Genomic DNA, 23,200 nt, shown 5'->3' with positions numbered 1-23,200 from the left:
ATAGGTGACATCTGAGATGGCTTGCCCTGACGGTGAGCTGGAAGGATGTTGCTGTGCCCAAGCCCTACCCTCGTGAGTTCCGCGATGACGTCGTGCGGGTGGCCCGTGACCGTGATCCGGGCGTGACCGTCGAGCAGATCGCGAAGGACTTCGGAGTCCACCCGATGACGTTGTTCAAGTGGATGCGCCAGGCTGACGTTGACGCCGGAACCAGACCGGGTGTCAGCGGCGGCGAGTCGGCCGAGCTGCGGGAGGCCCGTAAGCGGATCAAGCTCCTCGAGCAGGAGAACGAGGTCCTGCGTCGGGCCGCGGCCTACCTGTCGCAGGCGAATCTGCCGGGAAAAGGCTCTACCCGCTCGTGAGCGAGCTGGCCGCCGACGGGATCCCCGTCGCGGTGACGTGCCGGGTATTGAACATCGCTCGTCAGCCCTACTACCGGTGGCTCGCCCAGCCCGTCGGCGACGCTGAACTGGCTGCGGCGTACCGGGCGGACGCGTTGTTCGACGCACATCGCGACGACCCGGAGTTCGGCTACCGGTTCCTGGCCGATGAGGCCCGCGCTGCCGGCCAGCCGATGGTCGAGCGCACCGCCTGGAGAATCTGCTCTGGCATGGGCTGGCGGAGCGCGTTCAGCAAGAAGAAGCGTCGGGGCAAGGGCGGCAGGGTCGGTCCGCCGGTGCACGACGATCTGGTGCGCCGCAACTTCACCACGGACGGCCCGAACCGGTTGTGGCTGGCCGACATCACCGAGCACCGCACCGGCGAGGGCAAGCTCTACCTGTGCGCGATCAAGGACGTGTGGTCCCACCGGATCGTCGGCTACTCCATCGACTCACGGATGAAGTCGAGGCTGGCCGTCAACGCCCTGCACAACGCCGTAGCCCGCCGTGGTGACGTGGCCGGCTGCGTGCTGCACACCGACCGCGGGTCGCAATTCCGAAGCCGGAAATTCGTCCACGCCCTCAACCAGCACCACATGATCGGGTCGATGGGCAGGGTCGGCGCCGCCGGCGACAACGCCGCCATGGAATCCTTCTTCGGCCTGCTCCAGAACAACGTCCTCGACCGGCGAACCTGGACCACCCGGCAGCAGTTGAGGACCGCGATCGTGACCTGGATCGAGCGGACCTACCACCGCCGCCGACGCCAACGATCCCTGTCCCGGTTGACCCCCATCGAGTACGAGACCATCATGACCCCACCGGCCAGTCAGGCCGCGTGACTACACCTGTCACCTATCGGTGCAGCAGACCCCCTCGACAGCGCCGCCCGCTGAGGGTCCTGCAGCACAGTCGACCCGCTTCGAGGACCGGAGCGGCGAGACAACCTTGCGGCGACCCGACGCGGGGCACGCCGAGGCGGCATGGGCTCGAAGCCGAGGTCGAGCTCCTTGGCGTACTGGTAGCCCACCGTGACTTCGGGAGTAGCTACCAGCGAGACGTCGCCTTCCAGCTAGGCCTGGTCATTCTGCTCCCAGAACCGTGCCCGAAGCTGGTGTCGCACGGCTTCACCCAGATCGACTTCACCGAGGCGTTCAGACAGGTCGGTCAGTAGGGCTTTGTCGATGTCGCGTGGAATCGATGGTTTCCCGGCGGTGAGTTCCGCCAGGGCCTCCGGCGTGGCGGAACTGCGGAAAGTCGTCAGGACGTTGGTGACGACCGAGCCGATCTGTTCGGCAAGGTCAGGAGGATCCTCGTGATTCGTCGTGCCCGTCCTGATGTCCAGGGCCCCGCTGGACGCGGGCACGGACGGCAGGCGGGGTGCTCGTGAGCCTTCCTGCGCGGTGAAGCCCGTCAACGGGGCCTTGGCACGCGGGTGCCCGCCCAGCGGCACCGCCATCGGTGACGGCACTGCCGAGGGTGTCTCCACCTTCGTCACGGCATGGTCGATGGTGTCCGGAAATATGATCTTGAGCCCGTCGGCCGCCCGGATCAGGTGCCGGCTGATGCCATGGGGTCGGTCCTGCCCGTTGGGGACGGCGAGCAGGATGACCTGCACCCCGTGCACCTGGGCCTCCTCCACGGCCTCGGTCAGGTCATCGTCTCCCGAAACGAGGACGAAGACATCCGCAACCGCGTTGCGCGCGTGCATCACCAGGTCGAGCCCAATGCGCAGGTCGACACCCTTCTGCTGGCCATCCACGCCGAACCGGCCGAGCCGCAGCTTGACGTTGGGCAGTTCACCGATGAACTGCTGCGAGCCGTCGGGTACACCGTCTCTCGCGGAGTCGTACCAGTGCACGCGCAACATCGGCAGCTCCGACAGCGCCTCGGCCTGCTGGACCAGCGCGTCGATCAGCGACTCGTAGTCGACCTGAATCCCGTTCCGCAGCGACGTCCCCGTCACCCGGACCGCTGCGGCGCTGAGCAGGTAACCGACGTCCACATACAGGGAGCACTTAGGCCTCACGATCCACAGGATGCCACCCCCATGCCGCAACTATCGAGACGGCGGCTCTGTCGGCGAACGGTCCCGGCCGCAGGTGCGCTCCTACGTCGGCGCAGGGTTCCTCGGGTTGTCGGCCCGTCGTGGTGGCTTTGCTGGTTGCGATCGCGGCTGGATCGGGTTTGCAGGGGGTGTGGCGAGGTTGATCGCGGCGGCGGCCAGGGTGGGGAGGTCGCCGAGGATGGTGTTGTGGGACCAGAGCGCCCGCAGCACCGGGCGTGCCCCCGACCAAAGGCGGCGATTGGAACAGTCCTCCCCCCGGCTGTCCGAGCGCGGCCACGGCACCTGGTACTTCCGGACCGACGTCGACCTCGACCAGGGCGTGCTCGCCATCGAGCGCAACCGCACCACCGCCGGTTACACCCAATTGTCGAAGGCGACCCCAAGGCCCCCGCCGGCCGCCGCGCCGTCGCCCTGGACAAACGCACCGTCCAGGTCCTGCGCGCACAACGCCGCCGCCAACTCGACCAGAAGACCGAAGCCGCCGAGAACGGCAAGGCATGGACCGACACCGGGTATGTGTTCACCCACGCCGATGGCCTGCCGATCAACCCGAACTACGCCACGACCCGGTTCCGCACGGCCCGGGGCAGGTCTACACCTGGGACATCACGAAACTCGCCGGGCCGGTCAAGGGCGTCTTCTACGACGCCTACGTGATGATCGAAATCTGCTCCCGGTACATCGTCGGCGCACGGGTGCACGCCCTCGAGTCCGGGCCGCTCGCCGAGTCGATGATGCGCGAGGTGTTCAGCACCCACGACGTCCCGCACCTCGTGCACGCCGACCGGGATACCTCGATGACCTCGAAATCGGTCGCTGACCTACTCGAAGACCTCCAGGTGACCCGCTCGCACTCCCGGCCGAAGACCTCCAACGACAACCCGTACAGCGAGGCCTGCTTCAAGACGTTGAAGTACGCGCCGGTCTTCCCGGACCGGTTCGCGTCCCTGGCCCAAGCGCGGGCGTTCATGACCGAGTTTGTGACCTGGTACAATCACGCCCACCGCCACTCCGGGATCGGGTTGCACACCCCCGCCGACGTCCACCACGGCCGTCACCACAGCGTCCGCGCCAACCGCGCCGGCACCCTCGCCGCAGCCCGGACGGAGTACCCGGAGCGGTTCAGCACCACCCGCCCCCACCCAAGATCCTCGACCTGCCTGAACAGGTCTGGATCAACAAGCCCGAGCCGGAACGAGAGGCCGCTTAACCTCGGTCTTTCATCTGGGCGGCATTTCATAGCTGTTGGTCGATGACCTTGGTTCGGGGCTGGTCGGCCGGTTCGGTGGCATGGTGATGGCCCTGCGCTGGGCCGGGTTCCTCCGTGCTGCGGGTCGGGGCGTGAGGCTTCCGGGTCAGCCGGCGGGTCGTGGCAGTGCGGCGAGGTGGTTGAATGCGCTGGTCAGAGCGTCGGTCCACGGCCAGTCGGCGGTGATGGCGAGGCGGGTCCGGCGGGCGGTGCGGGTGAGGCGGGCCGCGACGTGCAGGAGCCGGTAGCGCAGTTTCTTGGGTTCTGCGCGGGCGAGGTCACCGTGCAGGAGCAGGGTTTGGGTCCAGGCGATCAGGTCGATGCCGGTCAGCGCGAGGTGCAGCCAGGCCTGGTTGATCGCGAAGACCCGGGACGGGAATCGGCCGAAGCCGGTGTCCTTGCCGCAGCGGATGCGGTCCTCGACGCGGGCGTGAGCGCGGTGCCGGGCCTCGAGGTGCTGGATGCTGCCGTTGCCGGGTGGGGTGTCGGTGGCGATGACCTGGTGTCGCCATCCCTCGGCGGTGTCGAACAAGGTCAGTTGGGCACCGGGGTGCGGGCGTTCGCGACGGACCAGGAATCGGGTGTCCTCGGGCCAGCCGGCGGCGTCGAACAGGCCGGTGATCTCGCAGACCTCGGCCTGTTGGCGCAGGTCACCGTCGGTGTCGACGGCGGGGACCCAGCCGGTGGCGGCCTGGATCGAGGCCCGGACCGACTCGGTGATCGCGGCGCCGACGGAGAACCGGATGTCCAGGTGCTGCTCGCGTAGGGACCGGATGTGGGCGAGGAAGCCGTGACTGGAGCCGGCCGAATCGCTACGGAGCAGGATCGGGGTGCCGTGCCGAACGGCGTCGGGGATCTGTGCGAGGGCCTGGTCCAGGACGGTGATGTGGTCGACGGTGGTGTTCGACCCGGCTCGGCCTTCCCGCAGCAGGCCGGCGAGGGCTTCGCCGGTGTTGTCCAGGAAGCACAGCAGCGGGTGGTAGCCGAAGGTCTTCTTCCAGGTGCGGGTCGCTGCTTCCTTCTCGGAATGGCAGATCACGATCGTCGCGTCGATGTCCAGGATCAGACCTTCGACCTGCTGGCCGGCCACCATCGGCTGCGGCAGGTCACCGCGGACCTCGGCATGTTGGGCCCAGGCGACCTCGCGGGCTCGGGCCCGGGCGGCACGCAGCCCGGCCAGCATCGGCTCGTCCAACTGCGACAACAACCGCCACGCAGTCGGGTCAGAGGCGACCGGCCCGAACAAGCCGGGCTGGTCCCGCAGCACCGCCAGATCAGCGATGGCCTCGCCGCCGTCGGCGAGCATCACCGCTAGATCCACGGCGATCCGGCCAGGGGCGTGTCCGCCCTGCCTCTTCCGCAGCCCCGCCAATGCCTCACTGAACACGCCGGTCAGCCCGGTGGCGTCGGCCAGATCAGCGAGCAGACGGGCACCGACGTGCCCCACCACGCCTCGCCCGCCCCCGGTCACCATGATCTTCGGACGTGTTGCGGTAGCCTTCACCCAGCAAGTGCCTTCCGTGACAGGAACATGGGACTCTCGACAAGCCCTATTTTCCCAGATCAGAAGGCACTTCTTCGTTCTCAGCCCAGTCCGTGGACAGCCCTAACCGAAGGGCCGAGGTTAGGGCATCTCAGCTCAGCCTCGACAAGCGGCGTTGTGTTCGCTGCTGCTGACGATCCTTCGCCGGACGCGCGCCTACGAGGCGGGATGGGAGATGCCGTAGTAGAGGGCGGCGGCTATCGGCCAGCCTGGGCGTGGTATTCGGTGACGACTTCCTGTGGGATTCGCCCTCGATCGGAGATATCCTTGCCTGCCCTTTTCGCCCAGTCCCGGATTGCCTGATTCTGCTCCCGGTCGGTCGTGACGCGGCCGCGGCCGTTGGTAGCCCGTCCCTCTGCGCCTGCCATCCCGCGGCCGCTCCGACCACCGACCACGCTACCGCGAGTAACCTTGGCGCCTTTGGTCGTATACGGGGCGAAGAGGCTGCGGAGTCTATCGGCGTTGGCCGTGGACAGGTCGATCTCGTACTGAACCCCGTCGAGAGCGAACCTGATCGTCTCGTCAGCGTCACCACCATCCAGGTCGTCGATGAGCCTGTGAATGATCTGTCTGGCCATGTCCGCGTTGCCTCCACATCCGTTATCCTGCCGATTGATTACAGTAGCTGACTCCACTGCGGCCACGACAGTGAGTGTGCCGGGCCTGTTCCTGCGAATGGTGACTACGGTTCGGTCGGCGGTCGATCGTATCGACGCTGAGAAGCGGTCTCTGCCTGTTCACCGCTCAGGTGACCGATGCTCTCGTCCGGGCTTCTTGCCCTCAAATGCCTGGCGTCGCGGGCGTGATGCCACTCGCTCGTCAACGACGAAACAAGTCAATTTTTCCGGATACCTGTTCCCGTCGCCCTCGGGCTGATCGATGGCTGGATCCAATTCGGGGATGCTTTGGGGGAGTGTGGCACCGGGTTGCGCGACGTCGGTCAGGATGCGCCTCGGGCAGGGGCTGATCGAGGTGGTGCATGATCTGCGGTTACTGGGTGGCGGATTCGTCCTGTCCGGATAGGAGTGCCCGGGTGGCCGCGGTCGCCGGATGATCTGCTCCGAACATCATTGTTTGTTCCTTGAGGAGTTTCGTGAGGAGTTCGGTGGCCTCGGCGGAGCGCCCCTGTCCCTGCAGTGCGCGTCCGAGCCAGTAGCGGGGGCAGTTGTCGAGGGTTTCCGGGTGCTCGGGTCCCAGGATGCGATCGCGGGTGGTGATGACCGTTCGTAGCACCGTCTCGGCTTCCTCGTGGCGGTTGTCGAGCACGTAGCCCTCTGCGAGGGAGTGGTAGGAGTCGAGGACTTCCACGTGGTCGTCGCCGAGTACCGCCCGGCGGTCCGCGATCACCTTCTGGTACTCGGCCTCGGCCTCGGCGCCGGATCCCGTACGCCACATCGCCCAGGCGAGGCAGCAGCGGGTGTGCAGGGTGTCCGGATGGTCGTCACCCAGTGCGTGTCGACGTTGTTCGGCGACCGCGGTCAGTTGGGCACGGGCCAGTTCCCAGTTCCCGGTCTTCCCGATCGCCCAGGCGAGTTTGTGGCGTACCTCGAGCATGTTCAGCAGCGGCGGGTCTGGCTGGCTGTGCCATGCGTCGAGCAACGACGTCAGCATGGTGCGGGCGGTGTCCCAGCGGCCGTTGCGGCCTGTCGCCCAAGCCAGTTCGGCACTGAGGTTCAGGCGTGAGGTGTGATCGTCGCCGAGCGACGTGGTGCGAGTGAGCGCGTCGACCGCGAGTTGCTCGCTGGTCGCCGTCGCGCCGCTCCATGTCGCGGCGGCCACCAGCCGGGCCGCGGCGTCGAGCAGTGTGGCGTGGTGCTCTTCGTCGAGGTATGGCGTGCTCGTGGCGAGCAGTTGACGCACATGGGGGATGAGGATGGCGGCCAACGGCCAGGTGCGGCTGTCGTCGGCGCGGAGCGGGTCGAGCGCGGTGACCACTGCGCCGACGGCCACCTGGTGAGCTACACCTGAGGCATGACTGCGGCTGGTCTGACTGACCAGTGGATGCAACGACACCGTCTTCGTCCGTGCCCCCTCCCGTTCCAGGTGCCCTTCGGTGACAAGGCTCAACTGCGCCAGCCCTCGCAGCGCGTTGTGGAGATGCCGGTGTCGGCCCGCACCGCCCCTCGGGCTGTCGAGCAGCGAATAGACCCCTTCGCATGTGAGGAGACTGACGGGGATCGGCAGGTGCGGGGCGTAGCAGGACAGCAGCCGCAGCAGCGGCGTCGCGTGCGGCACGCCTGCCTCACCGAGACTGGTCAAGGACAGCTCGAAGGTCGTCTCCAGGGCATGGCGCGGTTCCGGCGGCCCGTCAACACCGCCATCCAGCCGCAGGACGTCGGTGACGTCCTCTGCTTCGAGCGCACGCTCGTAGGAGGCGAACGAGTCCCAGCGGGAGAACTCCCAGCCGACATCGCTGCCGGCCACTCTCAGTGCCAGTGCCAGGCCACCGAGACGGTGGGCCAGGCTTCGCGCCTGCTCCTCGCTGCCGCCGTCGACGAGGTCCATCAGCACCCGCGTCGCCGGTCCTTGCGCCAGCGGCCCGAGCGTGATCACGTCGGCGGTGTGTCCCCACAGATGGTCGCTACTGACCCGGCTGGTGACCAGGACCAGGCCTCGTCGGCTCGGCCGTATCCATCCTGTGCCGTCGAGCGCGCCGAGCACACCAAACTCGTCAGCGTCATCGATGATCAACAGCCAGCCGCGATCCGCCTGGGACAGCAACTCCCAGAAGACGTCGCGGGCGCGTCCGTTGCCCGCCCGGAGACCCTCGACGTCAGTAGCGTCGGCGCCGAGGAGTTCCGCGACGGCGACGAGCCCGTCGATGAACGTCTCCGGCGTCCGCGCGGAGACCCACCACGTGTGTCGACCACGCCGGTGCGTCGCGTGCGCGTACAGGGTCAACGCCAGCGCGGACTTCCCCACCCCGGCCAGACCAGCCACCACCACGTACCGCCCCGCGGGGCGAGCCAGCGCCGCACGCAACCGGGACACCTCTGCCTCCCGACCGCGCAACACCAACGGCGCATCACCCACCGGCGCCGTCACCGACCGGCGGGGCGAGCCCGACACACCACGTCCTCCGACCTGCCGCTGCCCCGCACGCCGTCGCGGCAACCAGACACCGGCAACGGTGGCCACCGCCCCCAGCAGGCCCGCCACCGACCCGACAACCTGGGCATCAAGGAACAGCGCGGCGACGACGGACGCGACCACGACCATCACGCCGCCGACGAGCCGGACTCGATCCCAGCGAAAGCCGAAGTGAACCACCACCAGCATTGTGGCCGATCGAATCAACGCCGGCCGATTCCACCGAATCCTGAACTAGCCCTGCCAGATAGACCTGCTACGGGTTGCTGGTCTCAACTCACCCTGACAGACAGGGCCTAGTCGACGACAGTCGGCGGCGCGGTGGGAGCCCACACCGGTAGCGTCTACCTGCTCTCTGCCACCCGGGCGGCAAGGACGGCCTGCGCTGCTCCTGACTCGCCCCAGCCGAGCAGGAGCGGCACGTCAGTCACGGGGACCAGCCGCCGGCCGAGCAGACGGCCACCGTCCGGGTCCGGGCAGTAGGCGTCGAACCAGAGTATCCACGCGGCCATGCGCAGGTACGCCTGGTCGCCGGCGAGTTCGTGCCCGAGGATCACCGGGTCGGTCAGCCGTACCTGAGACTCCTCGGCGGCCTCCCTGTGCAGGGTGGCCGCCGCGTCGGCATCGACGAGTTCGGGGCTGCTGCCGGGGAGGTTGTGTCCCTCGGGGGTGTCTTGCACGAGCACGCGTCCATGTCATCGAACAGCCACCCGTGGACCTGCACCACGGTCGTGGTCGGTGCCGGTAGGCCGGCGATTCACCGGAAGGGGAGTGTTGCGGTCATGGCGGCGCGCTACGGGTTGGGAGGCCGCCCATCACGGAGGCCCGCCGGCATGATCGCGCCACGCGACGCGCTGTTCGGGCCCCCTCTGTCCTGAGTCCGCCACCGGTGTACGGCTTGCCGGCGGCTGGAGGCGGGTGCCCGATGCCCCGGACTCAACGGTGCGGACAGGGCGGAGGTTCCGAATGGTCGGCGGGACGGTCGCCTGATGTCGGCATCTCCTGGCGTCGACGGACCCGAGCGGGCTCCTACGCCGGAACCCGGGCGGACTCAGGAGGAGCAGGTGTTGAGCATGCTCTGCAGCGCGGACTTCTCCGACGACTGCAGCCGCAGGCCCCAGGCGTACTTCACGGTGATCCACATCTTGCTGTAGGTGCACCGGTACGACGACAGCGACGGCTGCCACGTCGACGGGTCCTGGTCGCCCTTGGACTGGTTGACATTGTCGGTCACCGCGATCAACTGCGGGCCGGACAGGTCGTTGGCGAAGCTCTGCCGGCGGCTGGTCGTCCAGGAACTCGCACCGGAGCGCCACGCCTCAGCCAGGGGCACCACGTGGTCGATGTCGACGTCCGACGCGGCGGTCCAGGTCGCCCCGTCGTAGGGGCTGTACCAGCGTCCGGAGGTGGCCTGGCAGGAGGAGTTGACGACGACGGAGGTGCCGTCGCGCTTGAGGACCTGCTCGCGGGTGTCGCAGCTGCCGCTGATGGTGATCCAGTGCGGGAACAGGTCACGGGAGTAGCCGCTGGTGGAGCCCTCGCTGGAGACGGTGAGGGCGTTGAGCCGTGACTGCGCCGTCGCCTTCGACGGGATCCCCGGAGGCGTCGCCGCCGCAGTCCCCGCACTGGTGGCCGACAGCACCGCGCCGACAAGCGTGGCAAGTGCCAGCGTCACGGCACGCACACGAGGTCGGGCGAGGCCGGGCGTCTTCGCGGTCGGTCGTGCCATGCCATGCCATGCCATGCCTCCAGGTCACCATCTGCAGCAGCTGAAGTCAGCATCGTCGATGATTGTGGCGCTGGGATGGCATTCCCGTGAAGAGCTGGAGAGGCCGGAGGTAATGCGTGAGTCCGATGGCAATCCAAAGCTTCGCCCGACGGCACACTGGTCGCGCTGCTGAAGCCGGTTACGGCGCCGGCCCTGGCGACTACTCCGCTATCGCGGGTCTGGCACTGCGCCAACGCTTACACCCGGACGCTCGGCTGAGCCGCATGATCCTGTCCGCCCGATGGTTCTGGCGTGCCGTGATCACCGGCGCCGCACCGTGGCAGACCACGGCACCGAGCACAGCCCTGGCTGCTGTCGCCGCGCTCCCGATGTCCGGCGCCTTCACGGCCTGGTCGCGCAGACGACACCACGGGCAGCTCCGACGATCACCTACTCCCCGGCCGAGGTGAACCGCGCTCAAGACGACGGCATGTGCTCATGGGGGAGATCGTTGCGTGCAGTCGGCGCGAGCTGGGGCGACAACGCTGTGGTGGTCACCGCCTGGTCACAGAGATTCGCTACCGCAATCCACGCAGTCACCACCCGTGACCACGGTAGGCACGACAGGGATCCATCTTCCCAGACGCGATCGCGTCAATTGCGGTCCCGCGCCCGACAGAGCCCTGTTGGGCAAGCCGACATTCGGGCATAGTGGACACTGCCAGTGGGCGACCTCAACCGACATGCAGCAACACCTGAAGCTGGGACAAAGGGGCTGGCATGAACAGATTGAACAGGTCGATCGTCTTTCGTGTTGCGATGGCCGTGACACTCGTCGCCGGTGCAATTGTGATCGTTTATGAGGTGTTCACCTGCTACCCGGCTCGCGACGAGGCGGCCATGATCCGGCTGTATGAGGCTGACCCTCTGCTGGCCGTCGCGCCACACGACGGCCAGCTCCTCGAGAAGGAGGCCAAGAGCTACACCTGCGACAACGGACACGGGGGCAGTCCGACGAGTCCGGTGTTCGTTGAGGTTACCCGGCTGTACCAGACACCCGTCGCCTACGGTGCAACCCAACTACGGCAGCGCTTCGACCAACCGGCGGCAGCGGCGGGCTGGCACATGACCTCATACCGGGAAGACTCGAACTATCCGTCCGTCTCCTACTGCAAGCAGGTCGGTGGACGGGCCGCTCACGCCTTCGTGTCCTCGACGGCACGTACGGTGTATCTCCCGAATGCCCCAGCGAGACCCGGCATCGAGATGATCGTTCGCGCCGCAGCCAAAGACGGCACGACGTGCGGCGTCAACATGGGCGGCCGGTGAATCGCAGGGCCACCCCCGAAAAGGCCCGGGAACGCCGCCCGTACTGTCAGCGTTCACCAGACGCCCGGTAGGCAGCCCATTCGTAGGTCCAGCATGCGAGGTCACGCACCCATCCCTCTGTACTCTGCCGTGACTTGTTGGCCCACTTCGAGGCGTTCCTCGCTGCGAAGTCGTCCAAGACCCCGGGGTCAGTCCCGGCCCAGGCGGGGAACTGGCTCAGCCAGTCTTCCGCCTGGGCCGGGGTGTGGCAGTTGCCGATTAGCCACTGAGTGAGCAACGCCAGCTCGACCCACGGTGCCGCCTTGGTCGCGTACGCCCAATCGACGATCCGAAGTCCCTCCGATGTCAGGATCAGATTTGCCGGGTTGAGGTCGGAGTGCACGAGCACATCGCCGTCCATCGCCGGATGGGCGAAGCTGAGCCGCCCCGCCGGGGCGAACAGCCGCACGTCCGGCGCGGCGGTCTCTTGCAGTCCTGTGAGGGTCGCGGCCAGTGTGTCGAGGTCGGGACTGCCGGGTGACAGGTCGGGGTGGGGGCCGTCCAGGCGTTCGACCCCCACCACCAACCAGCCGTCGGACTCGAAGTCCCACAGAACCGTAGGCGGATACCTGTCGATGGCTCTGGTTACCGTCAGTTCGTAGCGCAGTGACCGGACGCCCGGGCCCGAAGAGGCGGCCTTGACGAAGACGGTGCCGGTGGAGCCGATGACGGTCGACGCGATCTCCGCGTGGTCACCACTGGGAGCCGGGTACACGTCGACGATGCCGCCGATCCGTTCGGCGACCGCCGCCTCCACGGGCTCGGGTAGGGCGGCCCAGTCGCTGCGCATGGTCACCTCTCGTTGTTACTTGCCGGTGAAGTCCGGTTCTCCGGGTGGGCAGCACGACTCGGCTTCACCGTGCCAGAACTCCATGTCGACCCGGTACCCGGTGGCGTGCAGCGCCGCGAGGGTGAACGTGACGGCGGTGCCGTCCATCATCCCCTCGGTCAGGATGGGGATGTGGTGGACGAAGCTCCCGGCGATCTGCTTGCAGGCCGCGGCGTAGGGCACGGTGTGCTGCAACACGCAGTGCCACACGGCGTCGACCGGGAGGGTCGGCACGACACGGCCGATCGACCCGTCGGGCAGCAGCATCCCGAAATCCTCGCTCGTCACGGTGTCGGCGTGCGCCTTGAGAAAGACCAGGAACTGCTCCACGGCCCGCTCCGCGTACACGCGGGTGACGTGCCGGTCGGCGGCGAAGTAATGGACCAGTTTCCCGAACACCTCGGCCGTGACGAGGGTCCGAGGGTCGAGGGCGGTCATGCTCGCGGTCGTGGTCGGTTCGTGTGCGGTGACAGTCACGACTTCTCTCCTTACACCTGGTGCAGTCAGCGGCGCTGATCAACGCCGCGTGCGGAGCTGGGGGTTCCGCATGCCTGTTCTCTGGTGAAGCGGTCATGAAGCGCAGGTGACTCGCGGCAGGGTCGAGGCCGGGGGCCCTCTCACCCTTGGCATGGCCCTCATCAGCGCGCCCTGGCCCAGGACATGAACCGCTCCGTCAGATCGAGCCTGCGGTCCGGGTGGAGCTGGTGAAGCTGACCGCTCGCCTCGGTCATCAGCGCCCCGAGGAACAGCAGCAACGCGGTCCGGTCATGCCGGTACTCCGCCAGCAGCGCCAGCCGAGCCGGCTGGCAAGGCCACTCGGCGCCACAGTTGCGACACCGCCAGAGCGGACGCATAGCGACATGGGGAATCGACGGCCGGACCATCAGCGCAGCCTCAGGGCGGTACCGCCGCCCAACACCTCGACGACATGACCGACAGCGGTGGTCCTGCCAACACCGTCGATCCCCTCCAGGCAGACAAACAGCCCACGGTGCCGGACGGTCTCTTCCCTGGCAGACGCGCGGTCCAAGCCCATGCCCACCGCTTCCTTTCCATCAACGGCACCCGTCCCCAGATCTCGACGCGGTCCGGATGCGCCCGCTGCGGCCTCACCTCGACGGGTGCCGCTGCATCCGGAATGCCCCCTGACGCCACTGACACCTACTGTCGGCGGCCGGCCAACCGCCGAACCCTCGATGCCAGGAACAAGTAGAAGCTGGTCCACGCGCGTCGAACACCCTCGACACGAACCTTCGACACGGCCTGGCGCGCGTCAGGTCCGATGAGTACGACAGATGGTTCCCTCCCACGCCGGCCCCGCGATCCAGGTGCCGGCGTGGGAGGGCATCACGTGGACGGCGTGCTCCAGGCAGCGGTCGACGACGTGCACTCACATCCGACGGTGATGAAGATCCCCAATGACACGGGTGCGGCCCGCTGTCCCGCGCGCGGGACATTGCGGCAGGGCTGCGCCGAGGTGGGGAACTACGTCTCGGTGCGGCTTGCGTGGTCGAACCGCAGTTGTGGCACGTCGTACAGGTCAGGGTTCGGTAGGCGGCTCATCGTTGGGGAGTTGATCTCGATGATGAGCATCTCGGTGAGGAACTGGACCGTGGCATCCAGCAGGTGGCTGGTGTGGGCCGTCGCGCTGTGTTCTTTCAGTCCGACCGTGATGTGGATGTGGGGTGTGATCGTCTGGGTGGTCTCGTCCCAGGCGATGGTGCCGCCACCGAGCGCCTCGACGTTGGTCAGGTCGACGTGGGACCAGACCGGGGCGTCGGGGTTGTCGAGCCGCTGGCAGGTGCCGACGATCTTCGCGGTGCTGAGGCCGGCGATGAAGACGGGGATGTAGCCCTGCTTGATGCCGTGTGCACGGCAGGTGTCGGTGAGGGCGGTAAAGAAGTCGTCACCGTGGTCGAAGACGACGCCGATCATGCGGCCTGGGGCGAGTTCGTGGCTACGCATTCGTGGTACTCCTCTCCGAATGGCCATTGCTGTCGAGTGCGGCGGGCCAGGGCCACACGGTGAAGTCGGCGAGCCCGCCTGCGGCGGCTACCGCTGTCGCGATCTCCTGCGGCTTCGCTTCGGCGTGGAGGAGGGCGCGGAGCAGGATGCGGGCCTTGTAGGGGTGCAGCCAGCCGGCGGGGATGAGGCCGCGTGCGATGAGGTCCTGCTCGGAGCCGGGGAAACCGTAGGTGTGGGTGAGGGTCGGCCCGGCGGGGGTGCGGGAGGCGAGGACGACGGGGATTCGTTCGGCGAGGGTGGTGAGGGTGTCGACGAGGGATTCGGGAACGTGGCCCACGCCGAAGCCGGCGACGACGAGGCCGTCGACGCGGGTGCCGACGGCGGCGAGGAGGGCGGGATCGTCATCGAAGGTGATCGTGTGCAGGCCGACGGTCGTCTGTCGGGCGGGGTTCGGCACGGGCACGGGCAGCCGGTGGGGCACCCGGTTCAGCATCCGCACGGCGTCTTCCAGGACGTAGCCGAGGGGTCCGGTGTCCGGTGAGCGGAAGGTGGCTGCGCTGGTGGAGTGGGTCTTGGTGACCCAGCGGGCGGCGTGGATCTCGTCGGCGAGGACGACGAGGCAGCCCTGACCTCGCGCGTGTGGGGAGGTGGCGGTGTGGATGGCCGCGAGGATGTTGGCGGGTCCGTCGGCGCTGGCGAGGGTGGGGTTGCGCATCGCGCCGGTGACCACGAGGGGTTCGGGCCGGTGGTGGAGCAGGTCGAGCAGGTAGGCGGTCTCCTCGATCGTGTCGGTGCCCTGGGTGACCACGACGCCGGTCGCACCGCCGGCGAGCGCGTCGGCTGCGGCGGCGGCGAGTTCGGTGATGTCAGCGAAGGTCAGGGAGGCGCCGGGACAGCGCCGGAACTCCACTACCTCGATGTCGATCCCGGTTGCGGCAAGTCCGGGTACGGCGTCGACGAGTTGCTGGGCGGACAGGGTGGGGCTCACCGCGTCGCCGGTGCTGCTGGTCATGGCGATGGTGCCGCCGAGTCCGAACACCACCACGCGTGGCGCAGACGTTGTCGGGTTCGAGGACACCGGAGTCCTTCCAGGCATACGGGTGGTGGTGTCGGGAGCCTATTACGGGAGGGAGCCGACGAAGCGACACGCCCGATCAGCCCCGTCCAGGGACAGCAGGCGGCTGCGCGGCTCGGCTATCCCGGCCAGCCCGTAGTCACCGAGTTCGGCGCACCGGTTCCGCAGGTTGGTCCAGTCGAGGTCCAGATAGTCGGCGAGGGCATGCAGCCTCGAACCGGCCGTGTCAGCGGCGACCAGGGAATGAGCTCGTGCGTGCCCGACGGCGTCGTGGTACTCGGCCAGCGCGGCGCGCTGGCCGGTGACGTCGACGTGCCACACGCCGTCGGCGCGGATCCACGTCGCGACGATCGCGCGCTGCCGGGTGAGAACGAGGCCGGGCAGCGCGCTGTACTCGGGTTCGTCGGTGACCGCGACGTCGATGCCGAAGGACTCCATCAACGCGACCGCCAGCAGCAGGAGAACCCGCTCTGACTGCGTCGTCGCGTCCACCGCCGCCCGCGGGACGCAGAACAGCCTCGTCGCCTGCTGCGAGCTGCTGTTGAACCGTGCCGCGGTCGCGGCCAGATAGCGCAGCTTGTGCCCGAACAGCAGCCAGGTGCTGGCCTCCTCACCAGTCTGCTCCCGGGTCCAGAAAGTGGGCACCTCGGTCAGGTCGGCTGACTGACGGTTGATGTGGTCGGCGCAGAACGCCGAGCCGAGCCACAGCCGTGACACGTCCTCCAGGTTCTGGACGATGTCGCCGCTGACGGCGGACCTGGTCAGACGGCTGTACTCTGCCGTGGCAGCTCTCGAGGCGTCGAGGCGAGCGTCGTCGAGCAGCAGCGACTGGTCCAGATTCGCCACGGCCCACAACACCGCCGCGGTGATCTCGTCCAGTTGGTAGGCGCGAGGGATGAGGAGGCGGACATCGTCGCCGATGCCGACCATGCGCTGGGACGCCTGGCGGGAGTCCAAGGCAAACACTCCCTCGCCCTTGGCCGTGGAGACTCGTCCGGCGACGAGTCGACGCTGCAGCGGCCACCGCCACTGCCGGCCGGCATCGGCCCTGGGAATCGTGGCGACGATCCGCCCGTCATCGACCGCCGGATACATCTCGACCGCCACAGGCGCGCTCGGGAAGTAGCGTCCACCGGGCACGGCGAGGGTGTGATCCGCCCTGGCGCCATGGGCAGCCTGCCCGAGCATGGACGCGATCGTCGATGCGAGATCGCCGCCGGGATGTGCAATGGGGGCGGACCGTCGGTGCACCGGAAGAGCTGGGCTGGCCTCGTTCGACTCCAAGGCCCTCACCGCGGCGGAGCCCCACCGTGCGCGCAGTGCTGCCTCGGCCCGCTCGGACTGATAACGCTGCTGCAGTCGGCGGTAGGCGTCGTAGCCACCGAGGAGCCCGCCGTCGGCGTCGAAGAGCGTGTCGCACTGCTGCCAGAAGACCCGGTCGACCACCTGCCGGCCGGCCTCCACATTCGCCACCGTGCTGCGAGTGCTGCACACCCGCTGCGCGACATCCCTCTGCAGCAGGCCGCGCCCCTTGCGCAACTCGCGGAACCTCCTGCCAAGGGCATGCTTCGCATCCTGAAGCTGCTGCGGATCGATCATGACAGTGGCCTCTCCACCATGCCAGCTCATCTAAGCGGCTGCGCTCCGCAAACAATGGTCGACACCTCGCGGCACCCGTCCCCGGATCTCGACACGATCGGGACGCACCCATTGTTGTCTCCACCCGATGGGTGACGCCGCCTCCGGAACGCCTCCTGACACCGCTGACACACTCAGATGCTGGTAGCCGAACAACCGCCGACCTCTTGATGCCATCAAGTAAAAGCTGGCCGGCCTGTGTCGAACACCCTCGACACGAACCCGCGACACGGCGAGCACGTCAGGGTCCGACGAGCTAGGCACACCGAGCAGACACCTAGCCTCGGCCCTTCGGTTAGGGCTGTCCACGGACTGGGCTGAGAACGAAGAAGTGCCTTCTGATCTGGGAAAATAGGGCTTGTCGAGAGTCCCATGTTCCTGTCACGGAAGGCACTTGCTGGGTGAAGGCTACCGCAACACGTCCGAAGATCATGGTGACCGGGGGCGGGCGAGGCGTGGTGGGGCACGTCGGTGCCCGTCTGCTCGCTGATCTGGCCGACGCCACCGGGCTGACCGGCGTGTTCAGTGAGGCATTGGCGGGGCTGCGGAAGAGGCAGGGCGGACACGCCCCTGGCCGGATCGCCGTGGATCTAGCGGTGATGCTCGCCGACGGCGGCGAGGCCATCGCTGATCTGGCGGTGCTGCGGGACCAGCCCGGCTTGTTCGGGCCGGTCGCCTCTGACCCGACTGCGTGGCGGTTGTTGTCGCAGTTGGACGAGCCGATGCTGGCCGGGCTGCGTGCCGCCCGGGCCCGAGCCCGCGAGGTCGCCTGGGCCCAACATGCCGAGGTCCGCGGTGACCTGCCGCAGCCGATGGTGGCCGGCCAGCAGGTCGAAGGTCTGATCCTGGACATCGACGCGACGATCGTGATCTGCCATTCCGAGAAGGAAGCAGCGACCCGCACCTGGAAGAAGACCTTCGGCTACCACCCGCTGCTGTGCTTCCTGGACAACACCGGCGAAGCCCTCGCCGGCCTGCTGCGGGAAGGCCGAGCCGGGTCGAACACCACCGTCGACCACATCACCGTCCTGGACCAGGCCCTCGCACAGATCCCCGACGCCGTTCGGCACGGCACCCCGATCCTGCTCCGTAGCGATTCGGCCGGCTCCAGTCACGGCTTCCTCGCCCACATCCGGTCCCTACGCGAGCAGCACCTGGACATCCGGTTCTCCGTCGGCGCCGCGATCACCGAGTCGGTCCGGGCCTCGATCCAGGCCGCCACCGGCTGGGTCCCCGCCGTCGACACCGACGGTGACCTGCGCCAACAGGCCGAGGTCTGCGAGATCACCGGCCTGTTCGACGCCGCCGGCTGGCCCGAGGACACCCGATTCCTGGTCCGTCGCGAACGCCCGCACCCCGGTGCCCAACTGACCTTGTTCGACACCGCCGAGGGATGGCGACACCAGGTCATCGCCACCGACACCCCACCCGGCAACGGCAGCATCCAGCACCTCGAGGCCCGGCACCGCGCTCACGCCCGCGTCGAGGACCGCATCCGCTGCGGCAAGGACACCGGCTTCGGCCGATTCCCGTCCCGGGTCTTCGCGATCAACCAGGCCTGGCTGCACCTCGCGCTGACCGGCATCGACCTGATCGCCTGGACCCAAACCCTGCTCCTGCACGGTGACCTCGCCCGCGCAGAACCCAAGAAACTGCGCTACCGGCTCCTGCACGTCGCGGCCCGCCTCACCCGCACCGCCCGCCGGACCCGCCTCGCCATCACCGCCGACTGGCCGTGGACCGACGCTCTGACCAGCGCATTCAACCACCTCGCCGCACTGCCACGACCCGCCGGCTGACCCGGAAGCCTCACGCCCCGACCCGCAGCACGGAGGAACCCGGCCCAGCGCCGGGCCATCACCATGCCACCGAACCGGCCGACCAGCCCCGAACCAAGGTCATCGACCAACAGCTATGAAATGCCGCCCAGATGAAAGACCGAGGCTAGAGGCCGATGCTCTTCTTCGCTCCAGCGCCGTACCAGGATCCCCGATGGGGACTCTCAGCAGAAGGAGGACGCCAGGCAGGTGTCGGTCGAAGTTGCCAAAATGTGATCTGAGACACAGTTGATTGGTGGGTGCCAAGATGATTCGCGTGTAGCTGTCGTGCGTCCCACCCAGCCAAATTGATCGATTTACGTCGATGGTCGCGGTCGACGATCACGACGTCTGTTGGCGGGCCGGCGGTGGCGAGGTGGTCCAGGATGGACACGAGGTCGGCGTCGTCGAACCGGCCGGCGATCGCCGCGAGGCCGAGAGCGTGGTCGACCTGCTGCCGGTCGAGTGCCGTGGCCAGTTCGACGGCTTTGCGCATCTTCGCCCGGACCCGGACCGCGCCGGCGGCGCCGGCTTCGATGAGCCACCGGTGGGCGCCTTCACCCAGATCCAGGAATGCGACCTCGTCGCTGGTGCGCGGCCTGGGCCGTGGTGGTCGTGGCAGGTTCCCGCCGGGGTGGTGCGGGTAGTGGGTGTCGACGATCGACGGGTTACCCGGTGTTGACAGCCGATGATGGGCGATCTCGGCTAGGCCGGCTCCGGTCTGTCCGACGACCACAATCGTCGTCGGCCACCCGGCACCACACCTTCGTGGCGACGTGTCCTGGCGGGGTCGAGTAACGCACCGACCCGAACGACACCGTCTGGTCGTCGTTGACCAGGCGTTGTTCACCCAACGCCACCGCGTGCGGCTGCGGGGGAAGGACATGCAGGTGTTGGCGTTCCTGCACGAGACGGGCCGCCGGGATGGCCCTGGTCTCCCGGTACACCCGGTTGTTGACACGTTCGCACCAGTCGAAGCAGGCGTCCGCCAGCTCCGCGAGAGACTCGTACGCCGGGGCGAGGTTCGCCGACGTCGGCACCAGATCCGCTTTCGCGATCTTCACTGTCGCTTCGACGCCGCCTTTCGATTCCGGGTCGAACGGTTCGCACGTCTCGACCTTGCAGCCGTAGTGCCGCCCAGCGGCCACGATCTCCGGATGACGGATCGCAACGTCGGCGACATGCTCGACCGTCACCGTCTTCGCGTTGTCGGTCAGCACATACGTTGGCGCGCCGCCGATCCGCCGCAGCGTCGCGTCCAGACACGCCACCAACGTCGGTAGCGTCTGGTCCCAGACCGGTAGCACGACCCAAACCGTGACCACGACAACCACGCGCAGAACAAACTCGTCCCGCGTCCGGCGATGACCGGCCCGGAGCCCCAGTCGAACTGGATCCACATCCCCCGGCTCAGGCGACCACGGCCGATACGAGCGCCGCCGGCCCGCCTTCCACCCTGCCTTCGCCTGCGCGACCGCCCGCCTCGTCGAACGCTCACCCCCGGTGAACCCAACGCGGTCAGGCGCTGATGCACCACATCAGCGCGGATCCGCGCCTGGGACTTCTCCACCAGTTCCTCGATCTTGTCCACGAACGGGTCTGTCACCCGTGGTCGACGCGAACGCGAGAACGGGGTCACCACCCTCGTCACGGATCCCCACATACCTCACCACCGTCTTCTCATCGACTCCCGCGAGCTGCGCCGCCGAATGCGCACAGCAAGTCAGATCGAACGCTTCCAGAATCTCCACGATTTCCCTGCCAGACTTGGTCACAGGTCTCCCGGCGTTGCAGCAGCCGATCTTCGACAATCAGTGCAACGACGCGGAGACCGCCTACATATCGGGGCTTCATCCACCGATCTCGTGATCGTCAACCCGGAGTTCTACTGTCCGCCAGCCCGGAGACAAATGTCCGCCCACCCGGATCATTCCCTGGCCACTGGCACCCACGCCTGAAGATCACGATCGTCGGCCTGTTCCGCCAACTGGAAGCACTCCAGCGCGTACGCGCGAGCCGAGTCAAAGCGTCCCAGGTTGACCGACATGTAACTCAGCAGACCGGAAAGACGACCCGCAACGGCCAGCAGACGCAGCTGCTGCCTCAGACGCGCACGACCCATCACCATCGGCTAAACACGCCGCCGCTCCCGGACCACAACCGGCGCGAGGACCTGCGGCCCCCGCAGCTCGTACGAATCGACCACCTCAGCAACGAACGCCTCCATGGCGCCGAGGAACGACTTGTCGAGCACGTTGGCATGCTGGTCGCGGACCCGCGCCTGCACCTCCGCGACAGGCTCGACCACCTCGTCCCGACGACTCGCCACCACAGGCCCTGCAGTCGGGTCAAGCGACGCCAACGCCCCCCAGCGGGCATGCCGAGCAGCTTGCGCCTTCTCCTCCTGATGCCGGGCATCGAGGGACCGGTAGTCGTCGTAACCGGTGAGCAGTCACCACCGGCCCGCAGGAGCGACTCGCACTGCGCCCAGAAGACCCGGTCCACCACCTGCCGGCCACTCTCGACGTTGGCCACCGTGCTCCGGGTGCTGTGCACCAGCCGCGCGACATCGTCCTGAGTCAGTCCACGCTTCCTACGCCAAGCCCCGAGCCGCCGCCCGAGCGCCCGCTTCACGTCACTGAGTCCCTGCGGATCCATGAGGACGTCCCCCCACGTCACCGGAGGGGCTGATCACCATTCGCTACTGACAGTGAGGATGTACGAGAGAGTCCTCCCGGTCCGGTCTGACCCGCCTTCTAACTGACTTGGGGTCTTGAACGGGATCTGTCGGCCGCGGCCGGGAGGACTGCTCGTGCACTCACCTGACGTGGCCGTGACCTGATAGGAGCCTGGCCAGAGGCCCCATCACTGTTCTGTCCGCCCGCCCGGCTGGTGCGTGCCGCCCTGTCAGTCGAGTGAGCAAGGGACGGCCATGTCCACCATTACACAAGCCCAGGTGCAGGTCACCGGCGGAGTCGACACCCACAAGGACACCCACACCGCTGCGGTGCTCGACACCGCTGGACGGCTTCTCGGCACCGCCGAGTTTCCCGCGACCCCGCCCGGTCACGCGGCACTATGGGACTGGCTGACCGGACATGGTCAGGTGACCCTGGTCGCTGTCGAGGGCACCGGAGCCTACGGAGCCGGCTTGACCCGATTCCTACACACCTGCGGTGTCACCGTGGTCGAGGCCGACCGGCCCGACCGTAAGACCCGCCGCTGGCAGGGCAAGTCCGACCCGGTCGACGCCGAAGCCGCCGCCCGCGCCGGTCTCGCCGCGCGCAGTACCAGTACCCCCAAGGCCGCGAACGGACAGGTCGAAGCCTTACGGAACCTGCGGGTAGCCCGCCGAAGCGCCATCCGGCAACGCGCCGACACGCAACGCCAGATACACACCCTGATCATCACCGCACCCGAACCACTACGCACCGACCTACGCGACCAGCCCATGAAAGACCTGATCACGCGCTGCGCTGCCAGCCGACCCAGCACCGACCGGGCCAGCCAACCCGCCACCGCAGCCATGATCGCGCTGCGGTCACTCGCCCGCCGACACCGACACCTCACCGAGGAAATCGAACAGCTCGACGCATTGATCACCCCACTCGTCGAACAGATCAACCCGCACCTGAGCACACTCAACGGCATCGGCCCCGACGTCGCCGGACAACTCCTCGTCACCGCCGGCGACAACCCCGACCGACTCCACTCCGAAGCCGCGTTCGCCATGCTCTGCGGCGCCGCACCCCTGCCCGCCAGCAGCGGCAAGACCAACCGCCACCGACTCAACCGCGGCGGCGACCGCCAAGCCAACGCCGCCCTGCACCGCATCGTCATCTGCCGCCTGCGCTGGGACCAACGCACCCGCGACTACACCGAACGCCGCACCAAAGAAGGCCTATCCAAGAAAGAGATCATCCGTTGCCTCAAGCGATACATCGCCCGCGAGGTCTACGAGGTCCTCACCAACCCCACCCAACCTCCACCGCTCACACCTTGACATCCATAGGAGCATCCCCTTACGGCACGCTGACAGTAGACGCTCGCAGTATCAGGAGGCCATCCCGCCCGAGCCGCACCACCGCACACGCCCCAGCCTGCAGACACAAGGACCCAGCAGGCTCAACGACGAACTCGGAACAGATTCGCGTACCAGAAACGTGGGCACCAACAACGGTAGACCCCGCCATGATCAAAACCCAGCCAGAAACGGCAACCCAGCACCGGACACGGCCGGACGTGAGGGATGCTCGTCGCACGAGCACCCACCGAGCACCCAACCGACCACAAGGGACAGAAACGCAAGGGGGCCTGACCGCCGTTTTGGCAGGTCAGGCCCCCAATGATCTTGTGCGCCCGAAGGGACTCGAACCCCTAACCTTCTGATCCGTAGACCGAAGCCGGGAGAACGGAATTCCACAAAGACCACTCTACCCCAAACTCGTCCGACCGCAACCCCTCTAATCC

General features: G+C 67.6%; 20 protein-coding genes and 2 pseudogenes. 6 read left to right on the top strand and 16 right to left on the bottom strand.

The window, feature by feature from the left end:
- The first annotated feature begins 53 nt into the window (after positions 1 to 53).
- Positions 54 to 1,222, top strand: a protein-coding gene (locus ACQP2H_RS30675; protein WP_357538599.1) for an IS3 family transposase whose coding sequence is annotated in 2 segments (ribosomal slippage) — positions 54 to 338 and positions 341 to 1,222 — 1,167 coding nt in all. Because the reading frame shifts where the segments join, the coding sequence is not laid out codon by codon here.
- 230 nt (positions 1,223 to 1,452) lie between these two features.
- Here ACQP2H_RS30675 and ACQP2H_RS30670 read toward each other — a convergent pair.
- Positions 1,453 to 2,385 (bottom strand): NYN domain-containing protein, encoded by a 933-nt coding sequence (locus ACQP2H_RS30670; protein ID WP_433230065.1) that lies wholly within the window; start codon positions 2,383 to 2,385, stop codon positions 1,453 to 1,455.
- Positions 2,386 to 2,915: 530 nt separating this feature from the next.
- Between ACQP2H_RS30670 and ACQP2H_RS30665 the strand changes: the two are divergent.
- Positions 2,916 to 3,658: pseudogene (locus ACQP2H_RS30665) on the top strand (transposase); the annotation flags it as partial.
- A 145-nt stretch (positions 3,659 to 3,803) separates the two neighbouring features.
- Here ACQP2H_RS30665 and ACQP2H_RS30660 read toward each other — a convergent pair.
- From ACQP2H_RS30660 to ACQP2H_RS30640, 5 genes are all read right to left on the bottom strand, one after another.
- Positions 3,804 to 5,171 carry an IS1380 family transposase gene (locus tag ACQP2H_RS30660; protein WP_433233738.1) on the bottom strand — a complete coding sequence of 456 codons (1,368 nt, stop codon included), beginning with the start codon at positions 5,169 to 5,171 and terminating at the stop codon, positions 3,804 to 3,806.
- Between the two features lie 266 nt (positions 5,172 to 5,437).
- Positions 5,438 to 5,818 carry a histone-like nucleoid-structuring protein Lsr2 gene (locus ACQP2H_RS30655; protein ID WP_433230062.1) on the bottom strand — a complete coding sequence of 127 codons (381 nt, stop codon included), beginning with the start codon at positions 5,816 to 5,818 and terminating at the stop codon, positions 5,438 to 5,440.
- A gap of 412 nt (positions 5,819 to 6,230) precedes the next feature.
- On the bottom strand, positions 6,231 to 8,519 hold the full coding sequence (locus ACQP2H_RS30650; protein WP_433230059.1) for a tetratricopeptide repeat protein: 2,289 nt from the start codon (positions 8,517 to 8,519) through the stop codon (positions 6,231 to 6,233).
- Positions 8,520 to 8,674: 155 nt separating this feature from the next.
- Positions 8,675 to 9,016, bottom strand: a complete 342-nt coding sequence (locus tag ACQP2H_RS30645; RefSeq protein ID WP_433230057.1) for a hypothetical protein — start codon at positions 9,014 to 9,016, stop codon at positions 8,675 to 8,677.
- Between the two features lie 365 nt (positions 9,017 to 9,381).
- The gene (locus tag ACQP2H_RS30640; RefSeq protein WP_433230054.1) at positions 9,382 to 10,059 is read right to left on the bottom strand and encodes a GmrSD restriction endonuclease domain-containing protein; all 678 of its coding nucleotides are present in this window, start codon (positions 10,057 to 10,059) and stop codon (positions 9,382 to 9,384) included.
- 759 nt (positions 10,060 to 10,818) lie between these two features.
- Here ACQP2H_RS30640 and ACQP2H_RS30635 point away from each other — a divergent pair.
- Positions 10,819 to 11,367 carry a hypothetical protein gene (locus tag ACQP2H_RS30635; RefSeq protein ID WP_433230052.1) on the top strand — a complete coding sequence of 183 codons (549 nt, stop codon included), beginning with the start codon at positions 10,819 to 10,821 and terminating at the stop codon, positions 11,365 to 11,367.
- A gap of 46 nt (positions 11,368 to 11,413) precedes the next feature.
- Here ACQP2H_RS30635 and ACQP2H_RS30630 read toward each other — a convergent pair whose 3' ends face one another.
- From ACQP2H_RS30630 to ACQP2H_RS30605, 6 genes are all read right to left on the bottom strand, one after another.
- Positions 11,414 to 12,196 (bottom strand): phosphotransferase, encoded by a 783-nt coding sequence (locus tag ACQP2H_RS30630; RefSeq protein ID WP_363818241.1) that lies wholly within the window; start codon positions 12,194 to 12,196, stop codon positions 11,414 to 11,416.
- A 15-nt stretch (positions 12,197 to 12,211) separates the two neighbouring features.
- Complete coding sequence (locus tag ACQP2H_RS30625) at positions 12,212 to 12,712, bottom strand: hypothetical protein (RefSeq protein ID WP_433230050.1); 501 nt, start codon at positions 12,710 to 12,712, stop codon at positions 12,212 to 12,214.
- Positions 12,713 to 12,873: 161 nt separating this feature from the next.
- Positions 12,874 to 13,089 carry a flavin reductase gene (locus ACQP2H_RS30620; protein WP_433230047.1) on the bottom strand — a complete coding sequence of 72 codons (216 nt, stop codon included), beginning with the start codon at positions 13,087 to 13,089 and terminating at the stop codon, positions 12,874 to 12,876.
- 631 nt (positions 13,090 to 13,720) lie between these two features.
- Positions 13,721 to 14,200: a PPC domain-containing DNA-binding protein gene (locus ACQP2H_RS30615; protein WP_433230044.1), complete on the bottom strand. Its 480-nt coding sequence runs from the start codon at positions 14,198 to 14,200 to the stop codon at positions 13,721 to 13,723.
- Positions 14,193 to 15,296 (bottom strand): asparaginase, encoded by a 1,104-nt coding sequence (locus ACQP2H_RS30610; protein ID WP_433230041.1) that lies wholly within the window; start codon positions 15,294 to 15,296, stop codon positions 14,193 to 14,195. Before ACQP2H_RS30610 ends, ACQP2H_RS30615 begins: the two co-directional genes overlap by 8 nt.
- A 24-nt stretch (positions 15,297 to 15,320) precedes the next feature.
- Entirely contained in the window at positions 15,321 to 16,874 is a 1,554-nt protein-coding gene (locus tag ACQP2H_RS30605) for a helix-turn-helix transcriptional regulator (RefSeq protein ID WP_433230039.1), read from the bottom strand.
- A gap of 470 nt (positions 16,875 to 17,344) precedes the next feature.
- Here ACQP2H_RS30605 and ACQP2H_RS30600 point away from each other — a divergent pair, with 470 nt between their 5' ends.
- Positions 17,345 to 18,712: an IS1380 family transposase gene (locus ACQP2H_RS30600; protein WP_433233738.1), complete on the top strand. Its 1,368-nt coding sequence runs from the start codon at positions 17,345 to 17,347 to the stop codon at positions 18,710 to 18,712.
- Positions 18,713 to 19,055: 343 nt separating this feature from the next.
- A complete protein-coding gene (locus ACQP2H_RS30595) occupies positions 19,056 to 19,412 on the top strand; it encodes a hypothetical protein (RefSeq protein WP_433230036.1) in 357 nt (118 codons plus the stop codon).
- On the opposite strand, the gene ACQP2H_RS30590 is transcribed toward ACQP2H_RS30595, so the two are convergent.
- The 4 genes and pseudogenes from ACQP2H_RS30590 to ACQP2H_RS30575 form a co-directional block, all read right to left on the bottom strand.
- On the bottom strand, positions 19,399 to 20,064 hold the full coding sequence (locus ACQP2H_RS30590; RefSeq protein ID WP_433230034.1) for a hypothetical protein: 666 nt from the start codon (positions 20,062 to 20,064) through the stop codon (positions 19,399 to 19,401). The two genes, ACQP2H_RS30595 and ACQP2H_RS30590, sit on opposite strands and share 14 nt — an antisense overlap.
- A 593-nt stretch (positions 20,065 to 20,657) precedes the next feature.
- Complete coding sequence (locus ACQP2H_RS30585) at positions 20,658 to 20,852, bottom strand: hypothetical protein (protein ID WP_433230031.1); 195 nt, start codon at positions 20,850 to 20,852, stop codon at positions 20,658 to 20,660.
- Between the two features lie 9 nt (positions 20,853 to 20,861).
- Positions 20,862 to 21,059 carry a hypothetical protein gene (locus tag ACQP2H_RS30580; protein WP_433233781.1) on the bottom strand — a complete coding sequence of 66 codons (198 nt, stop codon included), beginning with the start codon at positions 21,057 to 21,059 and terminating at the stop codon, positions 20,862 to 20,864.
- Positions 21,060 to 21,241: 182 nt separating this feature from the next.
- Positions 21,242 to 21,388 (bottom strand): annotated as a pseudogene (locus tag ACQP2H_RS30575) (helix-turn-helix transcriptional regulator); the annotation flags it as partial.
- Positions 21,389 to 21,662: 274 nt separating this feature from the next.
- On the opposite strand from ACQP2H_RS30575, the gene ACQP2H_RS30570 reads away from it, so the two are divergent.
- Complete coding sequence (locus tag ACQP2H_RS30570) at positions 21,663 to 22,733, top strand: IS110 family transposase (RefSeq protein WP_433230028.1); 1,071 nt, start codon at positions 21,663 to 21,665, stop codon at positions 22,731 to 22,733.
- Positions 22,734 to 23,200: the final 467 nt, after the last annotated feature.

Origin of the sequence: Micromonospora sp. CA-248260 (assembly GCF_050942205.1) — a bacterium.
In the GTDB taxonomy this organism is placed as follows: Bacteria; Actinomycetota; Actinomycetes; order Mycobacteriales; family Micromonosporaceae; genus Micromonospora; species Micromonospora antibiotica.
Note: the sequence above shows the minus strand (reverse complement) of the source record. Positions and strands in the feature narration are given on the sequence as shown.

What these genes read in the sequence shown, in the direction of transcription:
- ACQP2H_RS30660 (WP_433233738.1), bottom strand. Translation starts at nt 5,171, where the DNA reads ATGGTGACCGGGGGCGGGCGAGGCGTGGTGGGGCACGTCGGTGCCCGT.
- ACQP2H_RS30655 (WP_433230062.1), bottom strand. Translation starts at nt 5,818, where the DNA reads ATGGCCAGACAGATCATTCACAGGCTCATCGACGACCTGGATGGTGGT.
- ACQP2H_RS30650 (WP_433230059.1), bottom strand. Translation starts at nt 8,519, where the DNA reads ATGCTGGTGGTGGTTCACTTCGGCTTTCGCTGGGATCGAGTCCGGCTC.
- ACQP2H_RS30640 (WP_433230054.1), bottom strand. Translation starts at nt 10,059, where the DNA reads ATGGCACGACCGACCGCGAAGACGCCCGGCCTCGCCCGACCTCGTGTG.
- ACQP2H_RS30635 (WP_433230052.1), top strand. Translation starts at nt 10,819, where the DNA reads ATGAACAGATTGAACAGGTCGATCGTCTTTCGTGTTGCGATGGCCGTG.
- ACQP2H_RS30630 (WP_363818241.1), bottom strand. Translation starts at nt 12,196, where the DNA reads ATGCGCAGCGACTGGGCCGCCCTACCCGAGCCCGTGGAGGCGGCGGTC.
- ACQP2H_RS30620 (WP_433230047.1), bottom strand. Translation starts at nt 13,089, where the DNA reads ATGCGTCCGCTCTGGCGGTGTCGCAACTGTGGCGCCGAGTGGCCTTGC.
- ACQP2H_RS30615 (WP_433230044.1), bottom strand. Translation starts at nt 14,200, where the DNA reads ATGCGTAGCCACGAACTCGCCCCAGGCCGCATGATCGGCGTCGTCTTC.
- ACQP2H_RS30610 (WP_433230041.1), bottom strand. Translation starts at nt 15,296, where the DNA reads ATGCCTGGAAGGACTCCGGTGTCCTCGAACCCGACAACGTCTGCGCCA.
- ACQP2H_RS30605 (WP_433230039.1), bottom strand. Translation starts at nt 16,874, where the DNA reads ATGATCGATCCGCAGCAGCTTCAGGATGCGAAGCATGCCCTTGGCAGG.
- ACQP2H_RS30600 (WP_433233738.1), top strand. Translation starts at nt 17,345, where the DNA reads ATGGTGACCGGGGGCGGGCGAGGCGTGGTGGGGCACGTCGGTGCCCGT.
- ACQP2H_RS30595 (WP_433230036.1), top strand. Translation starts at nt 19,056, where the DNA reads ATGGTCGCGGTCGACGATCACGACGTCTGTTGGCGGGCCGGCGGTGGC.
- ACQP2H_RS30585 (WP_433230031.1), bottom strand. Translation starts at nt 20,852, where the DNA reads ATGGGTCGTGCGCGTCTGAGGCAGCAGCTGCGTCTGCTGGCCGTTGCG.
- ACQP2H_RS30570 (WP_433230028.1), top strand. Translation starts at nt 21,663, where the DNA reads ATGTCCACCATTACACAAGCCCAGGTGCAGGTCACCGGCGGAGTCGAC.